This is a genomic window from Xylanibacter caecicola (assembly GCF_013166515.1).
Classification (GTDB): domain Bacteria; phylum Bacteroidota; class Bacteroidia; order Bacteroidales; family Bacteroidaceae; genus Prevotella; species Prevotella caecicola.
Map to the genome: position 1 here is coordinate 62,697 of NZ_JABKKJ010000005.1, position 13,769 is coordinate 76,465.

7 protein-coding genes are annotated in these 13,769 nt (G+C 55.8%); 3 read left to right on the forward strand and 4 right to left on the reverse strand.

Annotated features, from left to right (window positions below):
* Nucleotides 1-7: 7 nt before the first annotated feature.
* The gene (locus HPS54_RS04725) at nucleotides 8-1,453 is read right to left on the reverse strand and encodes an ATP-dependent DNA helicase (RefSeq protein ID WP_172344316.1); all 1,446 of its coding nucleotides are present in this window, start codon (nucleotides 1,451-1,453) and stop codon (nucleotides 8-10) included.
* Between the two features lie 108 nt (nucleotides 1,454-1,561).
* On the opposite strand from HPS54_RS04725, the gene HPS54_RS04730 reads away from it, so the two are divergent.
* From HPS54_RS04730 to HPS54_RS04740, 3 genes are read left to right on the forward strand one after another with little or no spacing between them, the layout of a single operon-like run.
* Nucleotides 1,562-2,041 carry a hypothetical protein gene (locus tag HPS54_RS04730; RefSeq protein ID WP_172344317.1) on the forward strand — a complete coding sequence of 160 codons (480 nt, stop codon included), beginning with the start codon at nucleotides 1,562-1,564 and terminating at the stop codon, nucleotides 2,039-2,041.
* The gene (locus HPS54_RS04735; protein WP_172344318.1) at nucleotides 2,004-2,846 is read left to right on the forward strand and encodes a DUF3822 family protein; all 843 of its coding nucleotides are present in this window, start codon (nucleotides 2,004-2,006) and stop codon (nucleotides 2,844-2,846) included. The genes HPS54_RS04730 and HPS54_RS04735 overlap by 38 nt, the downstream gene beginning before the upstream one ends.
* 18 nt (nucleotides 2,847-2,864) lie before the next feature.
* The gene (locus tag HPS54_RS04740) at nucleotides 2,865-3,398 is read left to right on the forward strand and encodes an RsmD family RNA methyltransferase (RefSeq protein ID WP_172344319.1); all 534 of its coding nucleotides are present in this window, start codon (nucleotides 2,865-2,867) and stop codon (nucleotides 3,396-3,398) included.
* 321 nt (nucleotides 3,399-3,719) lie between these two features.
* Here the strand turns inward: HPS54_RS04740 and HPS54_RS04745 are convergent, their stop codons facing one another.
* The 3 genes from HPS54_RS04745 to ruvA all read right to left on the reverse strand — a co-directional run bounded on the left by HPS54_RS04745 (nucleotide 3,720) and on the right by ruvA (nucleotide 13,494).
* Nucleotides 3,720-5,207 (reverse strand): alkaline phosphatase family protein, encoded by a 1,488-nt coding sequence (locus HPS54_RS04745; protein WP_172344320.1) that lies wholly within the window; start codon nucleotides 5,205-5,207, stop codon nucleotides 3,720-3,722.
* A gap of 115 nt (nucleotides 5,208-5,322) precedes the next feature.
* Nucleotides 5,323-12,816, reverse strand: coding sequence for a T9SS outer membrane translocon Sov/SprA (gene sov / locus HPS54_RS04750; RefSeq protein ID WP_479272369.1), 7,494 nt, complete (start codon nucleotides 12,814-12,816; stop codon nucleotides 5,323-5,325).
* 72 nt (nucleotides 12,817-12,888) lie between these two features.
* Nucleotides 12,889-13,494: a Holliday junction branch migration protein RuvA gene (gene ruvA / locus HPS54_RS04755; protein WP_172344322.1), complete on the reverse strand. Its 606-nt coding sequence runs from the start codon at nucleotides 13,492-13,494 to the stop codon at nucleotides 12,889-12,891.
* Nucleotides 13,495-13,769: the final 275 nt, after the last annotated feature.

The window sequence follows — 13,769 nt, forward strand, 5'->3', positions numbered from 1 at the left end:
AACATTATCAACGGTCAGCGTCGGTCTCCGTCTGCCTGCCGCTCCAGTTTACGAGAAACAGTTTTTCCGATGCGCGCGTGAACGCCGTGTACAACCAGTGTATGTATCCCGGCGTGAGCATGTCGTCCGTCATGTATCCCTGGTCTATGTACACATGCGCCCACTGCCCTCCCTGTGCCTTGTGGCACGTCACGGCGTAGGCATACTTCACCTGCAGCGCATTGTAGTATATGTCATGCTTTATGCGGTCCATGCGCTCCGCCTTGCGCGGAATGTCCGAATAGTCTTCGAGCACGGATGCGAACAGTCGCTCGCCCTGCGCGCGCGTCAATGCCGCCTCTTCGCTGCCGAGGGTGTCGAGGATTACGGTTGCCTGCAACTCGCTATCGTCATAATCGGGGAACGACACGCGTACGTCGGCAAACCTGAAACCGTGCATCTCCCTAACGTTTCTCACGCGCCGCACCACCGCCCGGTCGCCGTTGGCAATGAACGTAAGTCCGTCGGGTTTCTCGCGCTCCGCCCAGTAGTAGTTGTTGCGCACAATCATGAGCATATCGCCCGAAGACAGCTCTTCTTCGCATCCCAGGACCATGGCACGTATGCCGCGGTTGTATATGTTTGCTGTCTTGTTGCTTCTCGTCACCACTATCGTCTCGTCGGTGCCCACCTCGGCATAGCTTCCCGCGAGCTGTTCCACGAGCGCGTCGCCCCGCACCACGCTCACGTCTGCAAAGCCGCGCAGCCTTATCTTCGGCAGCGCCGTCGCCTCATCGCGCACGACCATCGTCCTTATGCGTGCGGCATTCCACAGTATGCCCGAGTGCACCGCCTGGCGCATCACCTCCGTCAGGTCCGCCCTGTAGACATCGAGCCCGTAGCCCTCTATCACACCGGTGCTCAGCGCGGGCGACTCCTCCTCGCCCACAGGCGGCAGCTGTGCCTTGTCGCCTATGAGCATCATGCGGCAGCCGCGCCCGCCGGCATAGACATACTGCACAAGGTCGTCGAGCAGGCGTCCCGAGCCGAATGCGGCGATGCCGGTGCCGGCGCCGTTGGATATCATAGATGCCTCGTCGATGATAAAGAGGGTGTCGCGGTGCAGGTTGTCGGCGAGCATGAAGCCCGTCATGTCGCCCGTGAACGCCTTCTGACGATAAATCTTGCGGTGTATCGTCGACGCCGGCGCACCGGCATTGAGCGAGAGCACCTTCGCCGCCCTGCCCGTGGGCGCGAGGAGCACCACGCGGCTCCCGAGTTTGAGCATCGTGCGCACCATTGCGCCTGCCAGCGATGTCTTTCCCGTTCCTGCCGAACCGCACAGTATCATGGCGGAGCGCCCGCCGCCTGCCAGGGTAAAGCGGCAGAAGACGTCAAGAGCGCCAGCCTGGTCGGGCGTAGGTTCAAATCCGAAGGCGGACGTTACGAGGCGCGACAGTTCACGGGCTATCATCAGTTTTTAGGATAAAGGTTTGATTTTACGGATTATTTAATGTATTTTTGCATACATCATATGCCGTCTCCGGCTTATGCAAAGATAAGAAAAGAAATCAAGAGGACAATGAAAAAGCGCATTAATAATCACATACTCGCCGCATTTGCGGCGATACTTGTCTTCGTGTGCATAAGGAGCGTGTATGCGCCGGTGCACTTCGACAACGAGCGAGGGGCAAGGGAGCGCGCCGTGAGGTTGCGGCTGGCTGCGATAAGGCGTGCGCAGGAGGCATACCGCGTGCAGACGGGCGCATACTGCGGCAGTTTCGCGGAGCTGACGGCGCGCGGACTGCTGGCAGACTCGCTTAGATTTGTCCCCCACTCGGGCGGCAGGATTTTCCAACTGCGAACGGCCACGGTGACGACGGCTTCGGGCAGGGAGGTGCCCGTGATGGAATGCGGCGCCACGTTCGACGAGTATCTTGCCGGACTGGACGAAGCGTCGGTGGCGGCGCTGGCCGAGGAGGCGGGAAACGCGGGAAGGTTTCCCGGACTTAAGATAGGTGACATTGAAAAAGACAACGGAAATGCAGGAAACTGGGAATAATACGGTTGCAACGGGACAGAGGCTCACGGTGAGGGCGGGGAACGACAGTCTGTCGTTCTCGATTGCCGCGCCCGACGGTAACAGCGTGAGATACGAACCTTACGGCGTGAAGAACGGAATAGCGATGGCAGCAAATCTGCGCGAGGCGCTGAAGGTGCTGCCCTTCTCGCTGGAACAGAGGCGGCGGGCAACGCTCATTGCCGACACGCCGCCGGTGTTCATACCCGCCGACGAGTTCGACGAGGACAGCGCGGCGGCGCTCTACACCGCCACGATAACGGGACAGGAGGGCAGCGCGGTGCTCTGCGCGCGCATACCCGAACTGAACGTGGTGGCGGCATACGCGGTGAGCAAGGACATGAAGCTGGTGATGGAAGACAACTTCGAGGACGTAAGGTTCACGCACACCTGCGCGGCGGTGCTCAAGGCGCTCCACCGCCGTAACTTCTCAGCCGGCGCCGGGCGCAGACTGTTCTGCCACTTCCACGGCATGCGGCTCGACGTCTACGCCTTCAGGCAGAACAGGATGAGGTTTGCCAACAGCTACGAGGTGCCGTCGCCGCGCGATGCGGTGTATTTCATCCTGCATGTGTGGCAACAGCTGGCATTCGACAGGCTGAAAGACGAGCTGCACATCACCGGCAGCACGGCAGACGAGGACATGCTCGTGAGAGAACTGCACAGATATGTGAGGAACGTGTGCAGGATAAGCGCGAAGGCGGAGTTCAACCGCTCGCCAATAGCCGATATCGAAGGGATGCCATACGACCTCATGGCATACTATCACAACTCGCTGAAAGGCTGAAGACAAGGAGAACGGACTATGAGGATAATCACAGGAATATACAAGGGGCGCCACTTTGACGTGCCCCGCACTTTCAAGGCACGACCGACGACCGACTTTGCCAAGGAAAACATCTTCAACGTGCTCAACGGATACATCGATCTGGAGGATGCCGACGCGCTCGACCTGTTTGCCGGCACGGGCAGCATATCGCTGGAGCTGGTGTCGCGCGGATGCAGGCATGTCACGGCGGTGGAGGCAGACCGCGCACATCACGCTTTCATCCTCCGTTGCCTCAAGACGCTGGGCACAGACAAGTGCATGGCGGTGCGCGGCGACGTGTTCAGATATCTCAAGAGCTGCAAAAGGAAGTACGACTTCATCTTCGCCGACCCTCCCTACGCCCTGCCCGAACTGCCGCAGATACCGGCGGCGGTGCTCGACGGGGGTCTTCTTGCCGACGGCGGCATCTTCGTGTTCGAGCATGGCAAGGAGAACGACTTCTCTGCCGACCCGCGCTTCATCGAACGCCGCGTATACGGCAGCGTCAACTTCTCCATCTTCGGCATCTGAGCCGGAAACAGCCGCATCTGCAGGCGTAAAAGGGCATCCGCATAATAAAGCGGAACGTGCTTTAAGAGGCGCACGGAGGCGCTTTGCGCAAAGCCGGAACGCATGGCGAAAGATACATAAAGCATGTCTGCGGAATTTTGGAACGTTCCACAAGAAAAATTCGAACGTTCCGGAGAAAATTTTGGATCGATCCAAAATTTTTTTTGGAACGGTCCAAATTTTCGTATATAGCATCCATTCGTTTCATCCTGCCGCTCCCGGCATCCGCACGGGGCGTCGCTGCATCCGCAGGGCGGCGCCGCACAGGCGTTATACAGCCACTTAGCGGTCGGTTATCCGCGTCACCGGAGTGCCAATGCAGCCGTTCGGCATCTGCACATGTATCAGCGCGCAGACGGTGGCGGCGATGTCGGTGATGTAGGTCTGCGCCGTGGTGCTGCCGTGAGGCACGTTCCAACCGGTAAGAAGGAACGGTATGTGGGCATCGTAGGGGTTCCACGTGCCGTGGGTGGTACCGTCGTCTATCTCGTCATCCCATACATCGTAGTGCGCGGGCAGCATTATCAGCTGCACATCGCCACCGCGCAGACGGTTGTACCCGTTGATTGTCTTCTCGCGAATAACGGCGGGAACGGTCGCCGCCGCGACGTTTTCGAGGTCTATCACGTATGCGATGTTCTTCCGCCCTGCATAAAAGCGCATTATCTCCGCTTTCACATCGGCGTATGACGCCCCGGCGCGCGCCGCCGCCTCGCGGTCTATGCACACCTTATAGTCCATTATCATGCTGACGAGCCGCTCCTGCGTGGCGAAACGCACGGCAAGGTGGTCGTTTATCGCTTTCATCTCGCTCTTAATCATAAACCCGTCGGCAGGTATCTTGCGGCTCTGCAGCATCTTTATGCCGTTGGCGGCTCCGTGGTCGGCGGTGAGAAACAGCAGGTATTGCCCCTTGCCCACTTTCTCGTCGAGGAACGACATGAAGCCGGCAAGGCGACGGTCTACGTCTAAATATATGTCGCGCACCTTGTCGCTGTGCGTGCCGTACCGGTGCCCCAGCACGTCCGTGCACGAGAAGCTCACCGTCAGCATGTCCGTACCCTCGCCCATGCCCAGACGCTCGCCCTCCACGGCAGCCTGCGCCATGCCCGCGGTGAGTCTGTTGCCGAGCGACGTGTTCCATATATCCTCGTTCGTAACGTTCCCGATGGTGCTGTTGAACCGTTCCGCCCACGCCGGCAGTTCCTGCATGTAATATGTGCTGGTGACAAAGCGCCCCGCCTTGCCGTCAATCCAGTATGCCGCATCGGCAGAGTGCCCCGCCGGCATTATGGCGGCACGGTCTTTCAGCGCAACGCCCACCACCTTCGACTTAAAACCGGTGGCAATCTTCAGCTCGTCGCCGATTGTCGTCGCAAGCAGTTTACGCGGCGACATCTGTCCCACAGTCGAATTGCTGCCGACGGTCTTCACTGTGGAGTCGGCAGCGCAGTATCCGTACTTGCCGTCTACAAAGAAGTGGTTGCCCACGATGCCGTGTATCGACGGCACAGAGCCGGTATATACCGACGTGTGCCCCACCGCCGTAATGGAGGGGATGTAGTTTATCATCGTATTCTCGCAGTTGAAGCCCTCGTTCATCAACCGCTTGAAGCCGCCCTCGCCGTAAAGGTCGTAATAGCGGTAGAGATAGTCCCACCGCATCTGGTCCACTACAACGCCCACCACGAGTCTGGGGCGCTCTTGCGCCGTGACGGCAAGCCCTGCCAGCAGAAGGCATAGGCATGCGAAAGTTCTTTTTAGTATCATTGTCTTTGGTTTTTAATGGTTTCTCGGAGGTCTCAGAGGTCTCGGAGCGCTCAGAGTTCTCAGAGATCTCGGAGACCTCAGAGCCCTCCGAGTGCTCCGAGAACTCCAATCCCCGTTATCTCGTCAGCGAGAACTTCATGCTCAGCCCGAAGTCCTGCGTCGTCGTCGGATAGCTGTTGCTGCTCAGCAGCGGCGTGTTTGTCTGGCGGTCGTAATAGAAGCTCATCGTGAGCAGGCGCGACAGGCTGTAGTCTGCCGAGAACGACATCTTGAACGCCGTGTTGCCACTGCTCGCCGAACTTGTCATCGACGCTATGTCGCGGCAGATGGCGGCCTGCTTGCGGTAAGACAGGTCGAGGCGGAGGTTAAGGTCGCTGTTAAAGCCGCCCCTGCCCGTTGCCGGCGCCGGTTTCTTGTTCTCCGTGTCGGCGGCACCCTTCTTGCGGCTCTTCACGCGGCGCGTCTTCTTGTCGGCGAGAAGCCCGAAGAAGTCGAAGTTGTTTATCTTGTATCCCATGCCCAGCACCCAGTCGTGGCTGCTCGCCTCGTTTACCTGCACGCTCGTCATGCTGAGACTGAGCACGCGCGTGGAACGGTACTCCAACTTGCACGTAAGGTTGTTCCTGAACGTCATGTCTATGCCCAGCAGCGGCGAGAACGCCTCGTTGATGCTCACCGTGCTCACGTTGTACATGCTGCTCGGCACGGGATTGCCCGTGGTGGCGTCGTTGACGAAGCCCAGACCGTTCATGTATTCCATGTAGCTGCTGAACGAACTGTATGAGCCTACGGCATAGATGCTCTTGTAAGAGTGGTTGAGGTTCACGCTCTTGAACACGTCGCGGAACCACGGCAGCTGAGACAGTCCGCTGTAGCGCACCGTCCAGTTTGGCAGAAGGCGCGACAGGGCGGGGAACAGTCCGAGCGAGCTTCCGCCCATGCTCGTGTAGGTTGACAGGAAGGCGGGTATCATCACGTCGGCGCTGTACTTGTTCACCGTACCGTTGGCAGGGTCGAACTTGTTGCCCGCCAATGCGCTTCCCGCCGGATATTCGGCACCGGCATACTGCGCCTCCACACGGTCGCGGAAACCGTCGAGCGAGCGGCAGAACTTGTCGAACGACGCCGAGTGATAACCGCTGCCGGCATCGCCCATGCTCTCGAAGGCACTGCCAAGGCTTATCGTCGTCATCGTGAACGTTCCGCTCTGCGTGGTGGGCTTTCCCTCGTACATATACTGTATGCTCTTCGCCGTCGTCTTCGTGCGGCTCGCGTTAAGGTCTATCTTAAGAGCCTTCACCGGCTCGAGCGTCATGCGCAGCTGCAGGTCTTCGGTAAGACTTGTCGTTGCCGGCGTGGCAACGTCGCCGTCCATGAGCAGCCAGCCGCGCTCAATACTCTTGTCTATGTAACTGTCGTCTATCAGACCGAACGCGAAGTCGAGTCCCGGCGACATGATATCGCCGCGCCGCTGACCGAACACATCGCCTATGTTCGGCAGGAAGCCGGGCAGCGACATGCTGTACTGGTTGCGGTAAGAGAAGCTTGCATTGCGCACGAGCATCAGTCCGCGGGCGATGCACTGCGCCGTCTTGTACCACGACTTGTCGTCGGGCGGCGTCTTCTGCGACACCGTCAGTTTCAGCGTCAGCGCGCTGTCCACCTTAGACACTATCTTTATACGGTTGTTGTCGAGCGACTTGTATTTTAGCTTGAACGCCTTTCCCTCCTTTGTCTTGGCAAGCACAATGAGCTTCTTCGAGTTCTTGCCGTGGCTCACGATGAGCGAGGTATCGGGCAGAAGCGTTATCTCTTTCTCGAAACTGCGCTTGTTCTTCGGCAGCACCTTCGCCTCCTTCTGTGCCGCCGCGTTCTTCTTGCTCTTGTTTACGGGCTTCACATAGCGCGTTGTCTTGTTGAAACGCTCGTTTGTCTTCTTCAAGAACGGGATATGGTTGTACAGGCGTTCGAGGTTGAAAGTTCCGTTTACGTTCAGCGTGCGGTTGTTCGAGATGACGTTGCCGAGCGACGTTCCGTCTTCAAGGTCCGTTCCGCGTGTCCAGTTGTACGTGGCGTTGTAGTTGGCGTCGGCGTTGACCCAGTCGAAGATAGGTATCAGATTGAGCGGTGCCTGATACGACAGGCTGAACGACTGGTTGTAGTCAAGCGGTGTACCGAAGTCCTTTATGCTCGTCCACACAGAGTCCTTCCATGCCGAATACTGGTCGGGATAGAGGTCTTTGTTTATCGGTGTGTACGGTTCTTCTATCTGTGCATGCGTCGCACTGTTGAAGTTCATGTGCAGGTTGCGCGTCAGGTCCCACCTTATCGAGAAGTCGCGGTTCCACAGGAACTGCTCGCTGAAGCTCAGCGGAATGTCGCTTCCGCCCAGGTTCTCCATGTCGCGCTCCTGCAGTTCATAGTAGTTGCGTATCATCTCCGTGTTGAACGCCACGTTCTGCGGCAGCCAGTTCAAGCCGAAACGCTTGAGTATGTCAAACCATTTGCTCTTGCTCTTTATCAGTTTCTTGAACGGTTCCCACGGCTTGTACACCGGCGTGTAGCTGTAGTTTATCGCTCCTCGCCAGTTGTCCTCGTTCTCGTAGACGGTTGTCTCGCCGCTGGTGTGACGATGGCTGTGACTGTAGCTGAACGAGAAGTTTGCCGGGTCGTAAGGCATGGGGTGACGTTTGGTCTGTATGCCGAAGCGCACGTTTGACAGAGAAAAGTTGGTGTTGGTCGTCTTCGTCACGGCGATGCTCTCTATGGAGTCACGCTCGTGAGCGTCTGCCGCAGCATCGAGGGCATCGTCGAGAAGCATGTCCGTATCGAGCGGATTGTACTTCGGACTGGTTTTCTCACGCGTCACCGAATAGTAAAGCGGTGCCGTCACCTTTGCCTTGTCGGGGAAGAACTTGCCCAGTTCCACGTTTGCCGTCAGGCTATAGGTGTGATAATTGTCCGTGGTGCGTTCGGACACACCCTCCTCCAGTCCGCCGAAGCCTTCGGTGACAATCTTTCCCGTGGCGTTGAGCGTTCCCACATCAGACAGCTGTATGTTCAGAGCGCCCTGTGCCGCCCAGCCTCCTTCGTTGTTGTATTCCTTAAGCCTCAGCTCGTTTACCCACACTTCGCCCGACTTGGCGTCGCCCGAAAGGTTGCGCACTCCGATAATCATCGTCTTGATCTCGCCGAGCGACGGATTACCCATTATGCTCACCTTGTTGTTCGGCTTGCTCTCGTCGTACACGCTGAAGACATTGTTATACGATGCCATGCCCTGCGCCTTTGCCTTGTTGCGGGCTTTCTTCAAAGCGGTGAACATGGTGAGCGGAACGTCGAGCATGTTCTCCTCGGGCCACACGATGCGTTTGTCCGACGGAGAGTAGAGGCTGTACTTTCCGGGAGCGGTAAGCTTCAGCGGTATCTCATACTCGTAATAATTGCTCTTATAGTCGCTTCCCAACCTCACGAACAGCGCCAGCTGGTTGTCACCAAGCCCCGTTGAGTTCTGCTCCATGGCATTGGCATGTACAAACATCTCAAGTCTCTTGTACTGACGGATATCCAACGTCATGTTCTTATACACCGCCTTAGCCTCTCCGTTGGAAAGATTTGTAACCACGATGTCCAACGCCTGCTCGTTGCTCTCGACAAGTTGCGGCTGCGTAGGGTCCTGGTCGCGACGTATTCCGGGCGGCAGGATATAGTTGACAGGTGTCTTGTCGCTGTTCTCCTCGATGCTTACGGCACTCACCGACATCTTGCCAGTCTCGTTGACAGCGTTGTTCAGCGGCTGTTCGTAGACACGCCATTCGCCGCGGACAAGGTCGAGCGTGGCGAAACGCATCACTATCGGCATCTCGAAGTTTGTCATGAACATACGCATGAAACGTATGGAAGTAAAGTCGTTGATAGCCCCCACGCGCTCCTCATAGTCGCGTATGGGTATGCGGAACTGATACCACGTCACCTGATCCGTTGTTCCGTTGCGAAGCGAAGCCGTGGTCTCGCGCTTGTCCACGATGAAGTTCTGCCCCACAACCATGTCTTCCGGACGTATGCTCACGTGATACTGGTAGTACTTCTCATACTCGTTCAGAGTGTAGTCCTGGTTTATATCTTCCACGTCGGGAGTTGTCTTGTACGACGTGTCGTAGCTTTCGTTGCGGCTGTCGCTGTCCGGTGAGTTGCCCTGCGGATTGTTTATGCGTTTATAACGGTGCAGGATAGAAGCCTGTATACGGTCGAAGTCAGAGCCGCGGAAGTAATGATAGTCGTCGTTGGCGGGGTCGTTCATGATAGAATCGAACTGCGCCGCGGACACCTTGCCCTGTATGGCAGTGAGGAACTCCTGATACGAACCGAAGGCGCGCTCCTCCTCGTCGGTCAGTCCGTTGTATCCCACATCCTGCAACGCCCTCGAACCGCCCGAAGTTGCAAAGGCATATGTCACGTTGGGCTGCGTAGGTATCTTTCCCCACTGTGTCGTAGTGAATGCGGAAGAACCGTCCACGGGCATTCCGCTCTCGTAAAACTTCTTGCCGTCGCGCAATATATCCTCGCTCACCTCACCAAGATTAATGTAGAAGTCGCCGCCATAGCGGTTGGCATCAGCCTGCCTGTTGGTATAGATAAACGGGTCGAGCATCCAGAACTCTATATATTCTATGTTCGCAGTCTCAAAGTCGTTCGTATCGAGTTTGCGCATCATGCCTCCCCACTGCTGCTTCGGCGCAGGCAGGGTTCCGTCGTAATTAAGTTCGGGATTGAAGTTGTACGGTCCGCGTTCGGAAGGATAATATGCAATGTTCAGTATCGGCAGTGTCGCCATTGCACCAGAATAGCTGTTGACATTACGCTGCGGATAAAGCTCCCTTACGGGTATCTCGCGTACATAGTGGTTGCTGAGCTGTGTCAAGTCGCTCTTGATATGTCCTGGCGTCAACGACGAGCTGCGGCGCGTAAAGAGGGGGTCGATGTTGTACCACGCCATAAGCGCACGCCTGAAGCCGCTCTTCAGCGTTGTCTTGTCATTGTGGTCGGGAAACATTGTCGGCACACTTGAAATTATCCAGGACGTCGGTGCCGACACGTCTATGGCATTCTTCGTATTCTCGAAGTCGTCGAGATAAGACGCGTTGTCCTGCGTTCCGCTTGCCTGTCCGGCAATAAGCTGTGCAAACTCGCCCGTGAACGATATGTGCGAGGGCTGCGTGCAATGCAGGAAAGGCAGTTTGTTGAGCATGTTGGTGAGCCACTGGCTCTCCTTCTTCCAGTTGATGTTGAGTCCCCACAGGGTGTTGTTCAGCGGTTCCGACCCCATTGTCACCTTTGTGGTCAGCGCCTGTTCGGACAAGTGCTGCACGGTTCCACTCAACAGCAAGTTCTTTGAAAACTCATACTCCCAGTTCACACCGAGCATGGTCTTGCGCTCCTGAGCATAGTCGGTGTTGCTCTCGAGCGACACGTTGACGGCTGTTCCGGCATCGATGATGCTCTGGTTGAGTATCGTCACCTCGCCCGCCGAGTAGTCGACACTGTAGTCCGACCCTTCGGTCAGCGTCACACCGCCCGCCGTAACGACCACCGAGCCGCGCGGAACATTGTATGCGCCAAGCGAAATGACATTGGCAGACGTTCCGCGATACTGTCCCATAAGCTGGTATTTGTTCTTCTCGGCAATCTGCTTGGCTGTCGTCTTCGTCGAGTCATACAGCTCGTTGAAACAGTATTTCAACGCAACGTCGTGTGCCACGCCCTTCCCCGTCAGCGCCTTATACATGTATTCGCCGAACGGTTCGGCTTCGGGAAAGAACACACGACCGTTGTTTACAGTATAACCGGGCACGTAGTCGAAATATCCGTTGCTGTGAACCTTGTTATTGTTGTCAAGCCTGTCGGAGCCGAGTAGTTTTATTATAGGCTGATCCTTGACCTGTGCTTCGGGTATATACGAAAGATATACGCCGGCGGTATCGCTCTGGAACTTCACGTCGAGACGAAACTTGTCTTTCTCTACAGACGAAGCCAGATAATAGACATTCTTCATCATGAGGTCCCAGTTGCCCTGTCTCGGATTGTTGCTGGTGTTTTTCAGCGATTTGACAAAGAGTGCCTGACTAACGTCGAGAATGTCCGAGGCGAACTCTCCCACCTGATATGTCACTCCGCCATACGTATACTCATATGCCACGGCAAGCACCTGGTCGGTCTGCAAGGATGTTTTCAGCGACACATAGCCCAAAGACTGGTTCACGGTATATTCCGAACTGTTGAGCAAGCGGGCGCTCTCAAGTTTCTCGTAGTCGGCTCCTCCCACGAAACCGGGTATACCGTCAAGCACGGTATTGGTCTGATCAATGTCTCGGGCAGCAACGTAACTGCTCACCATTGCCCCGTATTCGCCGTTGGCATTGTTGCCGGGAACCGGCAGTCCGCCGCCTCCCCATATAGGATTGTTTATCTTCGTGTTTTCACCCAAGTCGGTAAGAGCCACTATGTTGCGCGTGTTCGAAGTGCTTCCGGTCTTGTTCGTAACCCAAATCTCCACCCTGTTGATGTGAATGCCGGTGGTGATGTTGGGCAATGTCTTCATTGCGTCGTCGTATTTCTCACGGAAATAATGCGAAAGAAAGAAGTGACGGTTCTCCTCATAGTCTGCCACGTTTATCTCAAACGGTGTCAGCTGCACGCCGCCGCGCGACGACACGCTCTTTGTGGACGACTTCTTCTGCGACACGACTGTCTGCAATTTGAGTCTTCCGAACTGCATGTCGGTGCGTATACCGAAAAGCGAACTGGCTCCCTTTACAAGCGAAGAGTTGCTCGGAAACGAGATGTTGCCTCCCTCCACAAGCTTTATTATCTCGTCTTCTTTGCCCTCGTATTTCAGTTTTATGTTCTGGGCGTCGAAGTCGAAGGTGGCATCGGTGTTGTAGTTAAGGTTCATGTTCACCTTGTCGCCAACCTTTCCGTTGACGCTCAGGTTTATCTTCTCGTCAAAGTTTATCGCCGTCGTCTTACGGTTACGTATCGGCAGCGAAGGGTTTTCAATGTTCTTCAGCGTGGCGCCAATACGCAGTTCCGCCGTTCCCTGTGTCTTTATGCGCACTCCGCCGGGACCGAATATCTTCTCGGCGGGACCAAGGTCGAAGTGCATATCCGTGAAAGAGAACTTCTCCTTGCCTTTTTCCTTTACTATCTCGTCGTTCTTTGAACGGAAGAAACGGTCGAACTCGCGTTTCTCGCTCCACTTTCTGTATTCTTCGGGCGACATCATTATAGGTGCGGAAAGGTATCCCCCACCCAACTTGGAGCCTATGAAATAGGTGTCGAGCGTATCGTTATACACCGCTTCCTGCTTCATGTTCTCGGGCCAGTCGAGGTCTGCCATTTTCCTGTCAAGGTCGCCGTAGGTTATGGGGAACGTGCGCTGCACTTTCCACCTTGCGTTCAGCAGCGAGTCCGGAATAGTATCCTCTTCCGCCACAATCACGGGCTGTGCTTTCACCACGTTGCCTGTTTTCGTGTCGCCCTTGACTGTGCGCGCCGTATCCTGCATGCGGTTCGCCTGCTGCCGCGTCCTGTTGTTCTGAAGTCCGGGCACGGTTACCACTGCCAGCACGTTTATGCTGAGCAACACCACCGCCGTTCCCAATATATGCTTCAGATGCCTCATTTATTTGATTTGCTTCAATGCCAGTTTTACGACCTGCTCCACCGGAGTGTCAGGGTTTTCCTTCAATATCGCCGCAACGACCTTCGCCGTGGGCGCTGGAGCAAATCCGAGCATGGTGAGTGCTCCCACCGCCTCGTCTCTCACCTCGTTGTTGACATTCTGTGCTGCCTGCATTCCGCTCTCCGGCACGTCCTGTGACAGTCCGCTTGCAGCCACCTTGTCTTTCAGATCCACTATTATGCGCTGTGCAGTGCGCATGCCAATGCCCTTTACACCTTTGAGCACGCGCTCGTTGCCGGACACTATCACCTCGCAAAGCTCGGCAGACGTAAGTTCGGAAAGTATCATCCTTGCCGTATTCGCACCCACACCGGAAACGCTGATAAGCATAAGAAACATGTCGCGCTCCTGCTTGCCGGCAAATCCGTAAAGTGTATACGCATCCTCACGTATACTCTCAAATACATACAGGCGCACTTCCTTCTTGCCCTGTATGGCAGTATATGTATTCAGCGAAATATTAAGTCCATAGCCCACACCGCCCGTATCGACAACGGCAAAGGCAGGGGTGACATCAACAAGTTCACCCTTTACGTATTCTATCATCTGTCTGTTGTTTGTATATATACATTTCTTAAAACGAGTGTCGGGCATGTTTTATTGCATCCGCCGCGAGTTTTTATATTGCCGCCATGGCATTATCTGTTATCTTATGACAGGCAGCGCGGGCGAGATATTATAATATAATAAGGTGGTGAAAAGGAGATATGGGGAGATAAGAGAAGATAAAGGGGAGATAAAGGACAAATGTTTTGAATGGGCGGGAATGAGGTAAAGGAAGATAAAAGGAGGTATTTTGGAGACTCTGGAAAAGCCGTTTG